At 36.6% G+C, this 19,458-nt stretch carries 20 protein-coding genes; 5 read left to right on the top strand and 15 right to left on the bottom strand.

Features of this window, described 5'->3' with window-relative positions; all coding sequences use genetic code 11:
• Positions 1-14 precede the first annotated feature (14 nt).
• From BLT95_RS00825 to BLT95_RS00855, 7 genes are all read right to left on the bottom strand, one after another.
• Positions 15-1,196, bottom strand: coding sequence for an MFS transporter (locus BLT95_RS00825; RefSeq protein WP_089664185.1), 1,182 nt, complete (start codon positions 1,194-1,196; stop codon positions 15-17).
• Between the two features lie 64 nt (positions 1,197-1,260).
• On the bottom strand, positions 1,261-3,165 hold the full coding sequence (locus BLT95_RS00830; protein ID WP_089664186.1) for an alpha/beta fold hydrolase: 1,905 nt from the start codon (positions 3,163-3,165) through the stop codon (positions 1,261-1,263).
• A 102-nt stretch (positions 3,166-3,267) separates the two neighbouring features.
• On the bottom strand, positions 3,268-3,627 hold the full coding sequence (locus tag BLT95_RS00835; RefSeq protein ID WP_089664187.1) for a cupin domain-containing protein: 360 nt from the start codon (positions 3,625-3,627) through the stop codon (positions 3,268-3,270).
• Positions 3,627-4,124 (bottom strand): nuclear transport factor 2 family protein, encoded by a 498-nt coding sequence (locus BLT95_RS00840; protein WP_089664188.1) that lies wholly within the window; start codon positions 4,122-4,124, stop codon positions 3,627-3,629. The genes BLT95_RS00835 and BLT95_RS00840 overlap by 1 nt, the downstream gene beginning before the upstream one ends.
• Positions 4,125-4,134: 10 nt before the next feature.
• A complete protein-coding gene (locus BLT95_RS00845) occupies positions 4,135-4,941 on the bottom strand; it encodes an alpha/beta hydrolase-fold protein (protein ID WP_089664189.1) in 807 nt (268 codons plus the stop codon).
• 58 nt (positions 4,942-4,999) lie between these two features.
• Positions 5,000-6,289, bottom strand: coding sequence for a hypothetical protein (locus BLT95_RS00850; protein WP_089664190.1), 1,290 nt, complete (start codon positions 6,287-6,289; stop codon positions 5,000-5,002).
• Positions 6,290-6,411: 122 nt separating this feature from the next.
• Positions 6,412-6,912: an SRPBCC domain-containing protein gene (locus tag BLT95_RS00855; RefSeq protein WP_089664191.1), complete on the bottom strand. Its 501-nt coding sequence runs from the start codon at positions 6,910-6,912 to the stop codon at positions 6,412-6,414.
• Between the two features lie 55 nt (positions 6,913-6,967).
• On the opposite strand from BLT95_RS00855, the gene BLT95_RS00860 reads away from it, so the two are divergent.
• Positions 6,968-7,465, top strand: coding sequence for a VOC family protein (locus BLT95_RS00860; protein ID WP_231896383.1), 498 nt, complete (start codon positions 6,968-6,970; stop codon positions 7,463-7,465).
• A gap of 70 nt (positions 7,466-7,535) precedes the next feature.
• Here the strand turns inward: BLT95_RS00860 and arsB are convergent, their stop codons facing one another.
• The 5 genes from arsB to BLT95_RS00885 form a co-directional block, all read right to left on the bottom strand.
• Positions 7,536-8,585 (bottom strand): ACR3 family arsenite efflux transporter, encoded by a 1,050-nt coding sequence (gene arsB, locus BLT95_RS00865; protein ID WP_089664192.1) that lies wholly within the window; start codon positions 8,583-8,585, stop codon positions 7,536-7,538.
• Between the two features lies 1 nt (position 8,586).
• Positions 8,587-9,204 (bottom strand): protein-tyrosine-phosphatase, encoded by a 618-nt coding sequence (locus BLT95_RS00870; protein ID WP_089664193.1) that lies wholly within the window; start codon positions 9,202-9,204, stop codon positions 8,587-8,589.
• Positions 9,205-9,214: 10 nt separating this feature from the next.
• The gene (locus tag BLT95_RS00875) at positions 9,215-9,679 is read right to left on the bottom strand and encodes a DUF6428 family protein (protein ID WP_089664194.1); all 465 of its coding nucleotides are present in this window, start codon (positions 9,677-9,679) and stop codon (positions 9,215-9,217) included.
• A gap of 137 nt (positions 9,680-9,816) precedes the next feature.
• Positions 9,817-10,152 carry a metalloregulator ArsR/SmtB family transcription factor gene (locus tag BLT95_RS00880; RefSeq protein WP_089664195.1) on the bottom strand — a complete coding sequence of 112 codons (336 nt, stop codon included), beginning with the start codon at positions 10,150-10,152 and terminating at the stop codon, positions 9,817-9,819.
• 68 nt (positions 10,153-10,220) lie between these two features.
• Positions 10,221-11,300 (bottom strand): Gfo/Idh/MocA family oxidoreductase, encoded by a 1,080-nt coding sequence (locus BLT95_RS00885; protein ID WP_089664196.1) that lies wholly within the window; start codon positions 11,298-11,300, stop codon positions 10,221-10,223.
• A 211-nt stretch (positions 11,301-11,511) separates the two neighbouring features.
• Between BLT95_RS00885 and BLT95_RS00890 the strand changes: the two genes are divergently transcribed.
• Together BLT95_RS00890 and BLT95_RS00895 are read left to right on the top strand one after the other, a co-directional pair.
• Positions 11,512-12,450 carry a L,D-transpeptidase gene (locus tag BLT95_RS00890; protein ID WP_089664197.1) on the top strand — a complete coding sequence of 313 codons (939 nt, stop codon included), beginning with the start codon at positions 11,512-11,514 and terminating at the stop codon, positions 12,448-12,450.
• Positions 12,451-12,493: 43 nt separating this feature from the next.
• Positions 12,494-13,258 carry a hypothetical protein gene (locus BLT95_RS00895; protein WP_089664198.1) on the top strand — a complete coding sequence of 255 codons (765 nt, stop codon included), beginning with the start codon at positions 12,494-12,496 and terminating at the stop codon, positions 13,256-13,258.
• On the opposite strand, the gene BLT95_RS00900 is transcribed toward BLT95_RS00895, so the two are convergent.
• Complete coding sequence (locus tag BLT95_RS00900) at positions 13,255-14,049, bottom strand: HAD family hydrolase (protein ID WP_089664199.1); 795 nt, start codon at positions 14,047-14,049, stop codon at positions 13,255-13,257. The two genes, BLT95_RS00895 and BLT95_RS00900, sit on opposite strands and share 4 nt — an antisense overlap.
• A gap of 439 nt (positions 14,050-14,488) precedes the next feature.
• On the opposite strand from BLT95_RS00900, the gene BLT95_RS00905 reads away from it, so the two are divergent.
• A complete protein-coding gene (locus tag BLT95_RS00905; protein ID WP_089664200.1) occupies positions 14,489-16,927 on the top strand; it encodes a TonB-dependent receptor in 2,439 nt (812 codons plus the stop codon).
• Between the two features lie 170 nt (positions 16,928-17,097).
• Positions 17,098-18,219, top strand: a complete 1,122-nt coding sequence (locus BLT95_RS00910) for a PepSY-associated TM helix domain-containing protein (RefSeq protein WP_089664201.1) — start codon at positions 17,098-17,100, stop codon at positions 18,217-18,219.
• An 8-nt stretch (positions 18,220-18,227) separates the two neighbouring features.
• Here BLT95_RS00910 and BLT95_RS00915 read toward each other — a convergent pair whose 3' ends face one another.
• Both BLT95_RS00915 and BLT95_RS00920 read right to left on the bottom strand, forming a co-directional pair.
• Entirely contained in the window at positions 18,228-18,584 is a 357-nt protein-coding gene (locus BLT95_RS00915; protein ID WP_089664202.1) for a phage holin family protein, read from the bottom strand.
• Positions 18,585-18,756: 172 nt separating this feature from the next.
• Entirely contained in the window at positions 18,757-19,386 is a 630-nt protein-coding gene (locus BLT95_RS00920; RefSeq protein WP_089664203.1) for an ElyC/SanA/YdcF family protein, read from the bottom strand.
• Positions 19,387-19,458 lie beyond the last annotated feature (72 nt).

Below are 19,458 nucleotides of genomic sequence, written 5' to 3' on the forward strand. Positions count from 1 at the left end.
ACAAATTTAAAGGTTTAAGCGGTCTTTCGTCTCCAAAACAATGCAGCCAGTCCCAGGATTGGTCCCATACTTAAAAAAATAAAAATTAAAGCAGGTGTTAATAGACCAAGTAATATATTTAATAATTGTATGCTAAATATGGTTAGGGAAAAACCTATACAATTTACTATTGTAAGTGCAGTTCCTCTTGCTTCAGGAGATGTATTTTGAGCCACGAGCGTGGAGAATAGGGGAGAATCTGCCACAACTACCAGTCCCCAGAAAATAAGGAATCCAATAAAGCCGATTTCAGAATTGAGATTAAAAATAATGGGTGATATCAAGCAGCAAAGTCCAGATAGAAATAGTGCCATACCGGCGGTTCTTTTTACACCCCATTTTTCAGAAATATAACCGCCAAGTATACAGGATAATCCTCCAAGACCAATTATTAAGAACGATATTAAGGGGATACTAAAGTCGACTTCAGGATGTGAATTCTTATAGAAGCTGAGAATAACAGGAACAAAAGCCCAGAAGGCGTATAGTTCCCACATATGTCCAAAATAACCAAAAGCCGCCTGGCGAAAATTTGTATTTTTAAAAACCTTAAAGATGAGACTAAAGTCTGGTTGTGGTCTCTTCTTCTGATAAGGTCCATTTGGTACTAAGAACAAAATAAGAAGTCCGCCTGAAACGGACAGGCCAGAGGTAAAATAAATCACCGATCTCCATTCGAGATTGATAATTCCCGAGAGTTCTTTTAATAAATGCGGAAAAGCAGTGCCTAATACCAGGGCCCCAACCAGGTAACCAAGGGAGCGTCCAAGGCCTTTATCAAAATAATCGGAAGCGATCTTCATACCAACAGGATAGATCCCTGCCAGCGAAAAACCGGTTAAGAACCTGAATATGATCATACTAAAAAGCTGATTTTCTTCAAATAATGCACCTAGATTAAATAACGCCCCAAGGATGGAGCAAATAAAGAACACTTTTGATGGTGAAAATCTATCTGAAATGGTGAGGAAAGCAAAGCATAAGGTACCTGTAATAAATCCAAACTGTACTGCAGAGGTTAAATGTCCAAGTGCTTCAGAATTCAATCCAAATTCCTCAAGAAGACTGGGCATTACTGCATTTCCTGCGAACCACAGGGACGTACAGCAAAATTGAGCAAAAACAATAACAGGTAATATCCGGGAAGATACTTTCAAAAATATCGAAATTTAGTTCTTACTGGGTATTACCTGTTTCATTGTATTTAGCTCTACGGCTAAATTAATCTTTTATTGATTTTTCGGGCATAGTGACATCTTCATCTCTCAAGTATTTATCAAGAAAAGTGAGAATCTGCCTGTAAGCTTTGATTTCATTTTCCTTTTTGATAAAACCATGACCTTCATCAGGAAAAACCATATACTCAACAGGAACATCATTGGCTTTTACTGCTTCCACAATTTCATCAGACTCAACCTGAAGCACCCGCGGATCGTTAGCTCCCTGTAAAACCATGATAGGATTTTTTACATTCTCAGCATGGAATAAAGGAGAATTCTTTCTAAGCCTTATAGAATCTTTGGTGTTTGGATCACCTAATTCTTCATATAAAGCATTCTTAAAAGACTCCCAGTAAGGCGGGATAGATTTTAAAGTACGCAACCAGTTAGTTACCCCGAAAATATTTACTCCAACTTCAAATTCCTCAGGCTCGAAAGTCATAGCTGCCATGGTCATATACCCACCATAACTACCACCAATAATTCCTATTTGATCTTTATCGATGTAATCTTGTGATTCCAGCCATTTTTTCCCGTAAATCACATCCTGAAGGTCTTTTTCGCCATGATTCTTGTCATCCATTTTATAGAAACTTGCGCCATATCCACTACTACCGCGGTTATTTACGGCCAATATTGCATATCCATGATTAGCCAGATATTGAATAAGGGCAAAATAACCTACTCTGGACTGACCACCCGGCCCGCCATGAACCCAAACTAACGCAGGTTTTTTATTATCGGCCGTTGCAGTTAGCGGTTTGTAGTAGATCGCAGGTATTTCCAGTCCGTCAAAAGATTTGTATCTAACCACCTCTGCAGATACAAGGTCATTAACATCAATTTCCGGATTTAATGTACTCGTTAATTTTTTGAGCTCTTTGGTTTTTAGGTTATAAACATAAATATTATTGGGGGTTCTTGATGTTCCAACGGTTAACCTGAGAAGCTCCTCGCTATCTGAGAAACTGGCTGATACGATATTTCCATCTTTAATATCTGGAAGCTCCATCGGAGTTTTTGTTGCATTCTCCCACATAATTAGCTTGTTGGAGCCGTCTTCGTTTATCGCTATTACCCTGTACGTGTCATTTTCGCTTAGGCTGCTGTACATTACATCCCAGTTGGTTTCGTAAAGAACTTCAGACTCCTTGCTATCTAAATTAAAAGACATCAGCCTGCTAAATTCACCGCCGTGATTGGTGGTGTAGTAAAGCTCTGTTTTATCCTTACTGAATCCAGTAGGACTGTAACTGAAACCCGGTTTGGAAATTTCAGTCATTTCTTCGTTCTCTATATTAAGTAAGAAAAGTTTATTTTCACTGGTAGTTATTGGTTTTGATAGCGCAAGAAATTTCCCTGAATCTGATACATCTGAAACCGAGTAGCCTTCTTTGTTCTCATAGATCATTTCCGGTTCCCAGGTCCCAATTTTCATACTGTATAGATCAAAAAATTGAGGGTTTCTTTTGTTTGATAAGTAGTACATGGTTGATTTGTCACCGCTCCAGCCTGCAAAATTCGCCTTTTCATTTTCTCCGGATGTAAGATCCCGGGAAGTGCCATCGGGTTTTAACAGGTATAAATGATCTATTTCATTTCCCCCTTTATCTGCAGAATAAATAATGTCTTCAGAATTAGGAACATAATCTACCGCGAAAAATGATTCTTCAGTAGAATTGGTCACCGCAGATTTTGATTTGCCATCCAAAGTGATTTCATACAGATTAAAAATACCAGATTCATCAGAACTTATCAATAATTTACTTTCATCATTAGAAAACTGTCCGCCACCAATACGGGTGTTTTCATAGAATTGTTCTATGCTGTACTCTTTTGGTTTTTTTTCATCCTGTGCAAAAATCCCTACGGCAAGCAGGAAAATTAAGTAATTGATTTTTTTCATTTTTTGTGAGTGTTGGTTAGAAAAAGACCTTCTAAAAGGAAGGCCAGTTAAATATACAAAAAATGAAACTCTGGAATTTAACCAGAAAAAGAAGGGAAGTAATTAGAGGTGTTCCTGGTTGTTATTGGTGAGCGCATGTTTTTCATTACCGGTGTGTTTGGTAGAGGCCGGCTCAAATAGCATGACATGAACTTCTTTTTCGGCGATCGGTTTATGCTCCACACCACGGGGAACAATAAAGAATTCGTTTTCATTTAATTCTACCGTCCTGTCCCGAAATTCCAATTTCAAAGTTCCCTTTACGATCCAGAACATTTCATCTTCATCATCATGGGAGTGCCATATAAACTCACCTTTTAGTTTGGCAAATTTTACCTGCTGGCCGTTAAGTTCACCAACAATTCTCGGATTCCAGTGATCTGAGAATTTTTTAAATTTATCCTGTACGTTTACTTTTTCCATTACTGTTGAGGGCTTTTGTGATCGTAGCTTAAAACTCTTTTGAGAATCCAGTTATTATCTTCTTTAATCCAGACATGAGTAAATTTAGCCGAACTGGTTTTATAAAGTTCTTTACCAGATTCCTGTATATAAAAGTCGTGAATTCCTTTTTGAAGCGCACCATATAATTTCCCGTTTGCATAAAGAGGAAAGACTTCAAGACTCCCTTCAACAAGTTTTCTAATAGGTTTTTTATCGGGATTTGAACAAATATTGTTTCTTACATTCTCTAAAAAGTCTTCCTTGTTTGTGGTTAAACCACCCTGGTCATGATAGAATTCAAGATCTTTACTTACGAAACTCTCGAATCGTTCAATTTTACATTGGTTGAAACCTATATCAAAGAGCAAACTGTCACGGGATTTTAGGCTTATGTATAAATCTGAATTTTGATCAACTTGTGAATTAATCAAATTAAATACAAAAAGACAGATGAGAGTGGTAAGAGTTTTTTTCATATTAAAACGATTAATTACGCATTAACCAAAGGTAAGATTCCAGAAAATTATCGCTCCACATAACTTCATTATGTTTACCTCCTTCGACATATTTAACCTTAAATTTCTCGTTTTTGATTCCTTTTTCTTTTAAAACTTCGATCATTCTTTTCAGGTCTGGAACCATCTCCTCAGACTCTTCAGTACCTACCAGAAAATAAAATTTAGTTTTTGTGTTTAAATTCGATTCCCGGGTCATATCATAAATTTTATCATTGAACCAGAAAGAAGGAGAATATGCTCCAACCATTCCAAAGGTATTTGGATACTTCAAAGCGGCATAGTAAGCTACAAGACCGCCAAGGGAAGAACCGAAAATCCCGGTATTTTCATGGTCTGGCAAAGTTCTATAGGTGCTATCTATATGAGGTTTTAAATTATTCAAAATAAAATTTAGATATACATCTGCCTTTCCACCGCCATATTTTTCATGCGGAAAAGGCGTTAATTCATCAATTCTTTTGTTGCCTCCATGTTCAATACCCACAATAATAGCTTCAGGGGTTTTGATGCTGTCCAGGATTTCATCTACTTCCCATTCACCAACGTACGAGGTTTCTTTATCAAATAAATTCTGCCCGTCGTGCATATATATTACGGGATATTTCCTCTCTGTGTTTCGATAATTTCCCGGTAAATAAATCCAGATCTTTTTTATCGTATCTAACTGAGGCGTCTCAATAGTAAAGTGTTTTACTTGTTTAGAAAGACTGCTTTGGGCCAGCGAGTTGAAAGAGATAAATAGTATTAGAATTAATAAAAAAGGGTTCGATCTCATAAAATTTTGATGTTTGGTAAGTCTACTCAAAAATAGGATTTATACTTATAATATCGCGCTATTCTTTTGAAGTCTCGTTCCCGCATTCAAAACACGGAATTAATTTTTCATCAATTTCTGCATTTTCAGAGCCTTTTAGGGCTTCGGTAAGTTTTCCTTTCTGCTGAATTATAGTATGGAAGCTTTCAGCATATTCTTCTAAACGATCTCTCCGGCTCTTAATTTTGGTGCTGATATCCTGTTGATCGAGTTTGGCAATTTCAGCAGGCCAGACCATAAAGGCATCATCTATTTTCTTATCACTGAGTAATTGCTGCAGCTCCCTGGCTTGTTCAATGTAAATTTCCTTTGGCGTGTCTATCAGAAAATAACGATCGAAAGGATATACCAGTCCGGGCATATAATCAATTTCTTCTCCAAAAGGTCTTACTAATGGCTCCAAATTTTCGTTAGTAATAATAGAAGGGATTATTCCACTAATGTTAAAAAATGCATTATCCCGATCACCTGCCAGTGGAATTGCCTTAAAAGAGCCATCATTTTTAAGTAAAACCCATCCCCATTGTTCAGCGTGCCGGTCCCAATCTCCAATCAAAAGATCAAACAGGCGTGCTTTAATTAAAGAAGCTCTGTCAATCTTAAGTGTTTTTCCTTCTTTTTGTTTTAGTTCCTGAAGATCTTTCGTTTCCACAATTTCATCCACATTTTTGAAAGACGTCCAGTTCTTTTTGCTTTCGGTTTCATATTCCAGAAGGTAAAGGCGGTTCCCGTATTCTTTATTATAGGTTCCCAGTTTATCATGTTTTGGTATAAAATACATGGTTGGATGGGTATGCAATACGCCTGCTATATCTGAAAGTTGGGCCGCGAGTAAAGCTCCATAGGGATGTTGGGCAGAGATCCCATCTACAATAATATTTTGCAAACCAAGGTCTTCGGCAACTTCGGGAATTAATTTTTCAGGATCTTTAGCAACACTTCTTAGCGTGAAGATAATGCCTTCTTCATTTTCAAGTTTTAAAGAGTGAGTTTGCTTACCACCACCTTCTTTTATGATTTTAAGACCGCCTTTAAGTGTATCTAGAAAAGCAATAGGAACTTTTACGGGAGTAGACCAGGATTTGCGATAATTTTTACCCTGCATAAATTCTTTTAGAATATTCCCTTCATATAGACTGCTGGGAGCGACCAGAACAGAATCATGCTTCTTAAAATCAACCTTTTCCAGATCTTCATAATTTTTTATCTCACAGGTTTTAAATTCTTTATCGGTACTGGAAACTGACAAATAGACGAGCAAAATAAAAGCAATGAAAAGTATTACAACAGCGACTAGTATTTTTTTCATTCAGAACTGATTATTGAATTTCGGGATTCAAAACTATAATTTCAGTGGATAATTACAGATTATGAAAAGTTATAATATTCAAAAAAATCTGTTTTACATTCCAACGGTAGTTTATTCATACTTTAATCCATTTGTAATTCGCTGCGTTTATTCCTTAGATCGGGCCCACCTTGCAGAATAGATTTGAGGTTTAACATATAAAAGGTCCATCCGGTTTTACAACCCACATAAAAGTTCATTATAGATTCTTCATCTTGCGGGATATTTTCCTGAACCAGTCTAAGAATTTGTTGTCCATTTTCTTCAACAATGCGAACACCAACCTTTCCTGCTTTTCCGAAAATAAATCTAAGAAATTCACCTTCTTCAGGATGTAAGACTTCTCCGTGTTCTTCAATATTATCTGGCCAGCCATACCATTGCCATCTATAAGAATCTCCGGGCTGGATATTCTCATCTCGTTTTCTTTTTTCTCCATTTCCGGTAGAGAACTCTGCTAATCGCAAGAACCAGTTCTCCAATATTTTTGGAGTCATCCACGCTTCAATAATCTTCTCCCTGGGATTATCTATTGGTATATTTACCGTAAAGCTGCTCCAATCTAATTTCTTTCTTTCACCCATGATTTTATCTTTTTATGATCTAAATGAACCAGTTAAAGATTGTTTTATAAATTTAATGAAAAATACCATGTCTATACAGTATAAGGCTCCTCCTAAAACCAGAATTGGCCATATTCATTTAAGAGTTTCAAATATTGAAAAATCTCTCCTGTTTTACAGGGATCTCCTGGGTTTTGAAATTACTGAAAGAATCGGTGATCAGGCTGTTTTTCTTTCTGCAGGAGGATATCATCATCATATAGCTTTAAATACGTGGTATAGTAAAAACTCCTCCAAATCAAATAAATCTGGAGTCGGGCTTTTTCACGCGGCGATACTCTATGATAAACGAGAGGAATTAGCTGCAATTACCAGAAGACTCATTGAAAATAATTATCCGTTAACAGGCGCTGCAGATCATGGTGTCTCTGAAGCGATTTATCTTGATGATCCTGATGGTAACGGGATTGAATTATATTGGGACAGATCAAAAAAAGACTGGCCTAGAGATGCAGATGGCAGTTTGAAAATGTACACTAAAAACCTGAATGTAGAAGATCTGATAAATGCATGAATATTACCGGGTAAAACCATCAAAACCAATATCCCTTATAAAACATTTTGTGCTCCTGGAAATTTCTCACTCACCTGTTATACTGTATGGCAGGATAAAATCTTTTCTTCAACCAGAACGAAACTCTCACTAGTAAAATTAATGCCGGAACTTCTACAAGCGGACCAATGACGCCCGTAAACGCCTGACCGCTATTTAACCCGAAGACTGCAATGGCAACGGCAATTGCCAATTCAAAATTATTACCGGCTGCCGTGAAAGAAATAGAGGCATTCTTATCATAAGAAGCACCCATGGCTTTGCTTAAAAAGAAACCAATGAGAAACATAAGGCTAAAGTAAATTAATAACGGAATTGCAATCCTAACAACATCCATTGGAATTTCCACGATTAATTCTCCTTTTAATGAGAACATAAGAATAATGGTGAATAAAAGCGCAATCAGCGTTACTGGCGAGACTGCAGGAATAAATTTATTCTCATACCAGCTTTCTCCTTTCATTTTCACCAATATTAATCTGCTTAAAATTCCCAGTGCGAATGGGATTCCCAGGTAGATTGCGACACTTTCAGCAATCGTGGCAATAGAAATATCTACTATAGCACCCTCAAACCCGAATAGGGGAGGAAGCCAGGTAATAAATAACCAGGCATAAAAACTATATGCGAATACCTGAAAAATACTGTTTAACGCAACCAGTCCAGCCCCGTATTCGCTATTCCCTTCAGCAAGGTCATTCCAGACCAGTACCATGGCAATACATCTTGCCAGTCCTATTAAAATAAGGCCCACCATGTATTCAGGGTGATCCTGAAGAAAAATCAAGGCGAGAAAGAACATTAAAAAAGGACCAATTATCCAGTTGAGCACCAAAGATATACTCAGAATCTTTACATTTTTAAAGACTTTTGGCAGCAGTCTGTATTTTACCTTGGCCAATGGCGGATACATCATTAAAATTAGCCCCAGGGCAATTGGGATATTGGTGCTCCCGCTGCTATAGGAATTGATATTTTCAGGAATTGAGGGAATAAAATAACCCAGCCCAACACCAATCCCCATGGCAATAAAAATCCATAATGTAAGGTTCTTGTCCAGATAACTTAACTTTTTTGACATATTATTTTATATTATTGAATACAAAGATCATTTCAGAAGCGATTTGATCACTACGTTCATTATATTTAGTATCAGCTAATTTAGTTCCATCAAATTCTTTGGGATCGCTATAATCCAGGGCAACCCTGGCGTCGCAACCTGGAATGAAAGGACAGTTCTCATCTGCATGAGAACAGGTCATCACCGCAGCAAAGTTTTTAGAAGGGTTTTCCGGAGCATCATATACTTTAGAATAACATTCCAGTGGTTTGGCATTTTCAGCATATTGTACCTTAAAATGAGGATTCTCACCAGATTTGGAGGCGATTTTGAAACCTGCTCTGTTCAAAGCAGCAATAGCATTTTTATAAAAGGCAGTGGCTTCGGTACCGCCGGAAAAACAATCGGTTTCTATTCCTAAATTGGAAGAAATTGCCTTGGCCCAAACCTGCGCCAGCTGGCTACGACGGGAGTTGTGCGTACAAATGAAATTGAGCTGAATAGCCTGCCCTGAATCTTTTTTCTTCTGGATAAAATCTATAAGAGGTTGAAGCACCTCTTTTCTCCTTGCTGAGATAGAAATCTTTTCTAAATCTTTCAGTTTTTTTTCCAGTTCCGGATAAAATTTTGGTTGAGTCATATAAATGGTATTAGCAACAACCTGATTCTGGTGAACAGGATGAATTTTGTAGTTCAGCTAGTTTTACTTTTGGCTTCTGTGCCGGAATACCGCAATTTTCTTTTGCCAGACAGTCTGTTTGAGTATTGATGAGTTGAAAATTTTCACCATTGAAATCCAAATGGAATTTATTGATGCTTTCAGCCTGATACTCTACCTCTATTTCAGCATCTGAAAGTTGTAATTTGTCTTGGGCAAGTTCAATGATATGAACAAGTTTTTCCGGATGAAGACGGTGATTATAATCGTTTTCTTCCCAAAGTTGAAAAGAAATTTTCTCTTCATTTCTTAAAGTGCCGCCGCAGTCAATAAACTTCTTGTTTATCTCTCCTACCTCGGTAACATGAAAGTGTTCTGGTACGAGTTCTCCGTTTGGCAACTCAAATCCAATTTTCTCCAGGCTTTGTAAATGTTTGGTAAATTCTGAAAGTTTCATTTTTTTATGTTTTAAAATTTAATAGGTAAAATGCAATTCAGTAAATATTTAAGAATGTTTGATTAAAACTTAATACTGACTCCAAATTATATCTATCGTTTTATCGTATTATTACGATATTGGTTCTGAAATTTTTTTTAGCAGCAATCGTCGGGATCAAAACGCTGAATCTTGTCAAACATGTCGTTAAATAGTTTTTGAACATTACTCCATTTTTCAGGATTTATACAATAACTCATAGAGACCCCTTCAATACTTCCCTGTATAAGACCAATATTTTTAAGTTCTCTTAAATGCTGACTAATGGTTGCCTGAGCCAGGCCTAATTCGTTTACAAGATCTCCGTTAATGCATTTACTGGATGCCAGCAAATACTGGAGAATGGCTATACGGGCAGGATGCGCTAATGCCTTGGCAAGAACTGCCAGCTCATTCTGTTCCTTTGTAAATAGGTCGGTTTTAGTAACACCCATAATAGATAATTGTATATTGCAATATTACGATGAATAGATTGTTCAGCAAAATTTAATTTGAAATTTTTTTAAATCTTTACACGTTGATTAGTTGAGGCGGCTTTATTGATCTTTTCCACTATATTAATATCTTTCATTCCCTCTTCGCCGGGAACTAAGACCTGAGTATCATTCAAAATAGCCAGTGCGTCATTATCCATTTGAACGGCTTGCTGGTTTTTACCCATAGGAGAAAGAATTTTACCATCACTGGTCTTTCCGCGTACGCCAGAATAAGATTGCATAGGTCTCAAATAATACCAGCCATTATTTGTAGTTATTTCCAGGTTATTAAGGCTTTCGCCAAAACTAGTCTTTCCGTTTACGATGATTCCTTCTGGAAATTCCATTTCAAAACTGGTAGTTTCATCAACTTCGGTAAAAATGTTTGGTCTGTTTGTGCTTTGTTGTGCTGTCACCGCAATAGGTTCCAAACCTGTGGAATATCTGGCTGCATTAATGGAATAAACCCCCATATCATAGATGGCACCACCTCCCATTTCTTTATTGAGCTTCCAGGGATTGATAGTGCCGCCATTATATCCAGCTTCAGAAATAACATGATCTATATTGCCATAAGGTCTGGTTTCAGCCCATTTCATAATAGTTTGAGTATTCTTCTCATGCTGCATTCTATAACCAATAGATAATTTCACTTTATTCCTGGTGCAGGCTTCAATGATCTGCTGACATTCATGGGCCGTTCGTGCCATTGGTTTTTCACACCAAACATGCTTTCCCGTATTTGCAGCTTTAATGGAATATTGGGCATGGAGACCGGTTGGCAACACAATATAGATCACATCAATCTCATCATTATTTGCGATCTTATGCATATTCTCATAGTTATATACATTAGTATCTTTGATCCCATACCTTTTTTGCCAGATCGGGATTTTCTCAGGACTCCCAGTAACTATTCCTTTTAATTCACAATGATTTGTTTGCTGAAGGGCAGGAGCAAGCAGATCTGTACTGTAATATCCCAGGCCAACGAGAGCAACCCCCAGTTTTTTATTGGATCCCGAAGTAATACAACCCGGGAAAGGAAGTAATGCAGTACCGAGTAATATACCTGATCTTTTAATAAATGTTCTTCTACTGCTCAAAATCGCTGTTTTAATCTCCTTAAAAATAACTTTTTATAAAATTGGCATCTAAGAAAAGGTTAATATTTCTGAAAATTTTAAGCAAATCTTATATCCTTCTGTCTTAAAAAGGGTTAATTGTCATAAAGTCAACAAAGCCTTAACGCTTCATTAGTAAGGTTTGCGTAGTTCTGTAGGTAAATTCACATTATCAAACCAAACTACTATTACAATGAATCCCTTTAAAGCATTAAGAAAAGTCTCTTTATTATTTATTAGTAGTGCCCTGTTCTATGCCTGTAATTCCAATACTCAGGTAGTAGAACCTTCAGCTCCGCAGACTCAGGAGGTTTCAATGAGAAATCCTGTTGTTAAAAAGGAAGCAAAGATCTTCAGAAAAGAGATAAGCTATAGCGTAGATTCTTTAAATACGAAAAAGGAAATTGATAGTTTATTCAAAACCTATTCAGAAGAACAGCTTCAAACCATTCTTGCACTTAACAGAATAGAGAAGAATGGAATACGACCAGAAAAACTTATTGTAGTACCAGATTGTGCTTCAGACGAATTTAACGCTTACAGTCCTTTTCCTGAAAATATAAATTTTTTACAATGTATCCCTAAAACTGTATTGATTTCACAAAGGGTACAGGCATTTGGTCTTTATGAAAATGGAGAATTGATAAAATGGGGACCAGTAAGTACGGGTAAAAACTCCACCAGGACTCCAAACGGATTGAATTACGGAAATTATAAGGCAAAACGTAAGATTAGTACAGTAGATGAATCATGGGTATTACCATACTATTTTAATTTTATGAATTTTGAGGGAGTAGGCGTACATCAATATGCACTACCGGGATATCCTGCGAGTCATGGATGTGTGCGTTTATACATGGATGATGCGAAATATATCTTTGACTGGGCAAATATGTGGGATGTAGAAGGATCAAAAATTGCGAAAAACGGAACTCCATTTATGGTTTTTGGTGAATATGATTATGGATCAGATAAGCCGTGGATCAACCTTTCCCAGAATATGAAGGCAAATGATCTTACTCAGGAAGAAATAAATACACTTGAGGGATATCTTCAGAAATACCAGGAAGACCCAAAGAATTTTCAAAATATAGCTTCGAAAAATGCTGAAGCAGAATTAGCCAAAGCTTAATTAAATTAGATTTTAATTACATTAGCCGGTAAACATTGATACTATGAAAGGTTTTAATTTTTACCGGTTTTTTTATGCTTTTATCTTAATGATATTTTCTGGAGATCTGATTGCCCAGGAAACCAGTATCATGATAAGAGCAAAAGCTAAAGATGCTAAATTTATTGGTTCATCCATTGGCGGAGCTAAAATATTGGTGAAAGATGCATTAACCGAAGAAATTCTGGCACAAGGTATTACTTCAGGAAGTACGGGCAATACTGAAAAGATCATGAAACAGGATTGGAAACGTTCAGAAAAACTTTCTGATGATAAAACTGCCGGTTATAAAGCTATCCTTGATATTGAAAACCCTAAATTTATTACTATTGAAGCCTATGCCCCTGTAAATAAAAAACAGGCTGAGGTAATGAGCAGTACTCAACTTTGGGTGATCCCGGGAAAAGATATTACAGGAGATGGCGTCGTACTGGAAATACCTGGATTTGTTGTTGATATTCTAGGTCCGCAGACTCATGAAAGGATTGCTGCTTCTGAAAAGGTAGAGATAAAGGCAAATATTGTTATGATGTGTGGTTGTCCAATAACCAGAGATGGAGTTTGGAATGCCAATCAATACGAAGTGAAAGCCATTATTACCGAAAAAGATGGCAATGCTAAAGAGTTTGAATTAACTCAAAAAGATAAGCCCAGTACCTTTAAAACTGAAGTTACTCTTGAAAAAGGACTTTATGAGGTAGTGATCTATGCTTACGATCCAGTGACCGGAAATACAGGCCTAGACAGAACAAACATCATCATAAATTAAGATTTTAGCAGGCCAAGTGCTTCAATCGTCCTTAGAACGCCATTATCGTTATTATCATGGCTGGTGATAAAATTACTCGCCTGAAGAATTTCAGGGTGTGCATTCTTCATAGCGTAGCTGTGTTTCGCAACCTGCATCATTTCCAGATCGTTTAAATAATCACCAAAAACCAGTGTTTCTTCCGGTGAGATATTCAGCTCTTTTTGTATATCTTTTATCGCATTTCCTTTATTGGCATTTAATGCGGTGATGTCTATAAAAACCTTCGCGGCAATTGCCACTTTATAACGATCTGTATAATTCACAAAATGAGGAAATGTATGATCTTCTACTCCGTTGAAATTGCATAAAGTGACCTTTAAGTAGGTGTCTTCAACTTTTGTGAGATCTTCAACTACCTCAAGTCTCTCGTAGAATTTTGAAATTTCATTTCGAAAGTTTTCATCTTCAGATTCAATATATGCCGACTCTTTTCCGCATAGAACTAGTTGTGTATGTTCCAGTTCTCTGCCTAGCTGAATGAACTCTATTGCAGCATTTTTTTCAATTGGATTTACATAAAGTTCTTTGCCCTTGTGGGAAACATAAGTTCCATTTTCAGCAAAGAACATGGTTCGATCTTTTATTTTTTCAAACTTAGATTCCAGATTATAAAACTGGCGACCACTGGCGATAGAAAATAAAATACCACTCTTCGTTAATTGTTCTTCAACTTTCCAGAAGTCTGGATGTATCTCATGGTTATCATTCAGCAAAGTCCCGTCTACATCGGTTACAATAAGTTTGATCATAGCTATTCATTTGAAGGATCAAAAGTAAAGTAATGAGATTATAATCGTTTTAAATTGATATTAATTTTAGTAGTAAGGCTATAATGAATTCTTATTCTATTTAGTAGCAATAATCTTAGGAATCTAGCTTTTGAACGTACTGTGTTTAATATAGCGTTATGGAGTTTCTAAAACTGCCGGAAATGAGCATTTATAACTTTTTAGAATTTTACAGGCTTGTGAGTCAGTATATACTTGGAAATTCTAAAATAAATTCAGAACGAAAAGATCGAGATTATTACCTCAGAAAGGCAGCGTTATATTTTTTCGCTTTAAATGTTTGACAGACAGTTATTTCAGAATTTTTATTTAAAATAAATCTAAATAAGCTTTTATTTTTCATTTCCGGATAATAGATTTGCGGTTCTATTTATAATAAGTCTAAATAAAATTAACCAAAATGAATCGAAAAATACTTATCCTGATTTTGCTTGTTTCCGTTACCGGATTTGCCCAGAATTCCGGAAATCTGCAAGGCAAGGTCACTAATGTGGAAGGAACGGCAATTGCAGAAGCGAATATAAATATTGAAGGAATAGGCAAGGGGACCCAAACAGGTGCCAATGGTTCTTTTGAGTTGAATAATATTCCTCAGGGAAATTATTTATTAAAAGTCACTTATATGGGGTTCAAACCTCAACAAATAGCGGTATCTATTAATGGAGGAGAAACAACCCAATTATCAGATATAATTTTGATACTGAATGAAGAAACTTTGAATGAGGTGGTGATCAACGGTAACGGAAATGCAAATAAATTTAACCGGGATAAAAGTGTTTACGTTTCAAAGATGCCTTTAAAGAAGATCGAGAATCCGCAGGTCTATGATAATATTACCGCTGAAATTCTCAAAGAACAGATTATTACCAATTTTGATGATGCTTTAAAAAATAGTTCAGGCATCACTAAGCTTTGGGAGTCTACGGGTAGAGGAGGAGATGGAGCCGGATATTATTCTTTAAGAGGCTTCCCCGTTCAACCCAATTTAGTAAACGGACTCCCTGCAATCACCAATGGAAGTCCAGACCCTGCCAATATTGAGAATATTGAAGTTATAAAGGGCCCATCTGGAACTTTATATGGAAGCAGTCTTATTTCTTATGGGGGCTTGATCAATATAACAACTAAACAACCTTATGACTATTTTGGAGGAAACATTACTTATACTTTGGGGAGTTTTGGCCTTAATAGAATAGCGGCAGATGTAAATACGCCACTGGACGATGAGGGTGATGTTGCACTAAGGGTGAACACAGCCTATCAAACACAAAATTCATTTCAGGATGCCGGGTTTTCAAAATCACTGTTTATAGCTCCATCTTTGAAGTATAAGGTGAATGATAAACTTTCATTTCTTATAAATACTGAATTTTTCGACGGGGAATCTACCAATCCAACTATGCTTTTTGTAGACAGGGGGGCGCCGTTAACCGTTACCAATATTGATGAACTCAATTATAATGCCAGCAGGTCTTACACTAGCAATGATCTAACTCTGGAGAATCCTACCTATAGCCTCCAGGGACAGATGAATTATGAACTTTCAGATCACTGGACCTCACAAACCGTTATTTCACGGGGGAGCGCAAAATCAAAGGGCTACTACTCTTATTTATATGAATCGACAAGATTTTTTGAAGGTCTGGATGAGGGTATTGTGCTTTCTAGGTTTATGAATAATCAAAACTCCACCACGCTCACTACAGATTTTCAACAAAATTTTATTGGTGATTTTGAGCTCTTCGGAATGAGGAATCGAATGGTCGCCGGTCTCGATTATTTCCAAAGGGAAGTGATAGATAATGGTACCGGATATATAGGAAATGGGAATGTTTATATAGGAAATGCCAGTTTGCAAAACGTAAATGAAAATGTTTTCGGAATTACAGAAGAAGCTAATTATATCACTGATGGAGACAGCGGAATCCTTTCTACCGCTGCTGTTGATGGATTGCTGGAAAACACAGATCGTAATAATAGTACAACCAAAGAGGATATCTACAGCGCTTACATCTCTAATGTTTTAAATATTACACCTGCCTTATCGGCTATGGCGAGTTTACGTATAGATCAATTTGAAAATGATAGCAACAGCCAGACAACTTTTTCTCCAAAATTCGGAGTGGTTTATCAACCAATGATCGATAAGCTCTCGGTTTTTGCTAATTATATGGATGGCTTCAGTAACGTGGCTCCTTCTGAAGCAATAAATCAGGAGACCGGTGAAACCAGGAGAATTACATTTGATCCCGAGCACGCCACGCAGTTTGAAATTGGGACAAAGCTTAATTTTTTCAATGATAAACTTTTTGCCACCTTAAGCTATTATGATATTCAGGTTGAAAATATTGTTTTGGGCAGTGGGTTTGAAGTGACCCAGGATGGTACACAGTACAGTCGTGGATTTGAAGCCAGGATTACCGTAAGCCCCGTTGAGGGATTAAATCTTGTAGCTGGTTTTAGCCATAATGATAGTGAAGTAACCGAAGCTTTGGCAAATGATGACTTTCTCGGAAAAAGACCAGAATCAGCAGGACCTGAAAATCTCGCTAACCTTTGGGCCAGCTATAGATTTAGTTCTGGTGTGGCTGAAGGGTTTGGCGTTGGATTTGGCGGAAATTATGCCAGTGAAAATATGATCTTTAACAGGAATACCGCCGGCACGTTTACTTTACCTGCATATACGGTTTTGAACGCTGCTGTTTTTTATGATGTAGACAAATTTTCAATCAATTTAAAGCTGAATAATCTTACTAATGAAGATTATTTTAATGGATGGTCTACCATTAATCCGCAAGCACCAAGGAATTTTGCAGCTGCTTTAACCTATAAATTTTAATACAGAATTAGCTGTAACTTCTTAGAAAGTAGTTTGCCAAACGGAGCGCAGTAAAACTTTGTTTGAAAATAACTAAATAAAAATCCGCTACGCTCCAATTATCAGGTTAGTTGACTTAGGAGACAATGTCTTTACCAAAACAATACTTTTTAGAAGGTCACTTATTAGATATGAAGAAAAAGAAAAAAAATAACACTTTAAGAAAGTGGGCTGGAAGGCTTCATCTCTGGCTTGGACTTATTACAGGAATTATTGTATTTATTGTTGCCATCACTGGTTGTATCTATGTTTTTCATGATGAAATAAAAGATACAATCTATGACTATAGGTTTGTAGAAGAGAGGAACGAGGTATTTATTGCGCCATCCAGGATCAAGGAGATTGTACAGGAAAGATATCCAGGTGCTACTGATGATTTTGTACTTTATACGGGAAAAGACAGACCGGTTGCGGTATATGGTCTGCATGAGGAAACTCCTTATTATTTTTACCTGGATCCCTACACCGGGGAATTTTTATATGCACAGGATTTTACAGAAGATTTCTTTGAAATCATTAAGTCGCTACATATGTACCTTTTATTACCTCAGGAGATCGGCAGGCAGATAGTAGGCGCTTCTACGCTTTTATTTATTTTAATGATGATCACAGGGGTTATTTTATGGTGGCCAAAAAAATTAAAGAACCTGAAGAAAAGCCTGAAAATGAAATGGAATGCCCGCTGGAGAAGAGTTAATTATGATCTTCATAATATTAGTGGATTCTATCTGCATATTCTGGCAATAATTGTCGCCATAACCGGATTGTATTTTTCATATGACTGGATGAAAACAGCTATCTATTTCACAGGAAATCTTGGAGAAGATGTGGAAAGTGACCATCATATTGAAGATATCATCCAAAAACCAAGAATTTCAGAAAGTCCTATAGATATTGCATTCTATGAAACAATTAAACTGGCTCCTGATAATGATATGTATTTTGTTTGGACGGAGGGAGATCACCATCCTGTGGTAACCGGGGTATATCCAGAATCTCTGGATTTTGACCATCAGTCTAACTATTATTTTCATCCACAGACGGCTGAATTACTTCAGAAACAAGCGTATGAAACTAAAAGTACAGGACTTAAATTACAGGAAATGAGTTATGGAATACATACAGGACAATATTTTGGAATGCCTGGAAAGGTCGTGGCATTTATATTGAGCTTGTTCGTAGCTTCTTTACCAGTAACAGGATTTATAGTGTGGTGGGGAAGAAAAAACCGGATGAAGCATCTCACCCGGTAATTTTTATTTTAAAATAAGATAGCATCCACAATTCCACCAATAATTGCAATTAAAACAGCAAGCCATAGTGATGGCCAGAAACCATCAGTTTTAAAATCTGAAGATAATTTATCTGCAATTTCAATAATGAGCGCGTAAGCAATAACCCTTGTTACAAATCCAATTCCCAGGAAATAGAAAATACCTAAAGTCGCGATATTAAGAATGGCAGTTAACAACCAGCTCAAAAGAAAACTTAAAACACCAATAATTAGTGCTACGATAATGGCAGATTTAAATCCGCTTAAATGTACTTTACTAAGAAATTTTGCCGCAATTAGTAGAACAATAGCGTCAATTAAAATATGAATTAGCCACTGAATCATATAATTTGATTTTAGAAATTAGTAGTACTCTAATATAGAAAAAAGCTTTGAAAATTTTTGGATACAGTTTTTCGGGAACTGTTATAAACCTGTGTTTTAATACTCAGCTAAGTATTACAAAGGCTGAAAGAGTACATGTAGGTATTATGCAAATGAGGATGGAAAGAAAAAATTAAAGACGTGCCTGGAGCGTTCGGGGTTTTTTCTTTAATAACACTTCCCACAAGGCTTTTAGATTGGCGAGTTTTTCCCTTTGTTTAAGTCTGTATTCTGTTTGATAAGCTCTTTGGTCTGCTGCAAAACCTCTATAGTCAAATCCAAGATTTTTAGCGATAAATAAAGCTCTTGGGAGATGAAATTTTTGCGTTACCACAATGGCACTCTCTACTTCAAATAGTTTTCCAGCTCGATACATGCTATCGTACGTATCAAGCCCGGCGTGATCTGAGATAATCAAACTTTTATCTATACCATTCTCTTCAAGATAACCCACCATTGCCGCTACTTCGTTATAATCATCACTCCTATGGTCTCCTGTTACCAGGAAATTATTCACCTTGTTTTTTTTATATAATCTTATGGCTGTATCTACTCGATCCTGTAAGATCGGGGATAATTTTCCATCTGCATGTACACTGGCACCAAGAATAATTACGGTTTTAGCGGGTGGTACATTAGAAATATTACTGTAAATAAGTCCGGCAGTTTGCCTCTGGAAGATAGCTTCAATTCCAAGAATTACAAAAATGATTAGTACCAGACCAATAACAAAGGACAGGATTATTTTTTTTAGTCGATTCATTAATGAATGATGAATTGAGTATCGAAGATAGCCATAATAATTGGATGTATCAGATTAATTTATGCGCTAACG

Origin of the sequence: Gramella sp. MAR_2010_147 (assembly GCF_900105135.1) — a bacterium.
Taxonomy (GTDB): domain Bacteria; phylum Bacteroidota; class Bacteroidia; order Flavobacteriales; family Flavobacteriaceae; genus Christiangramia.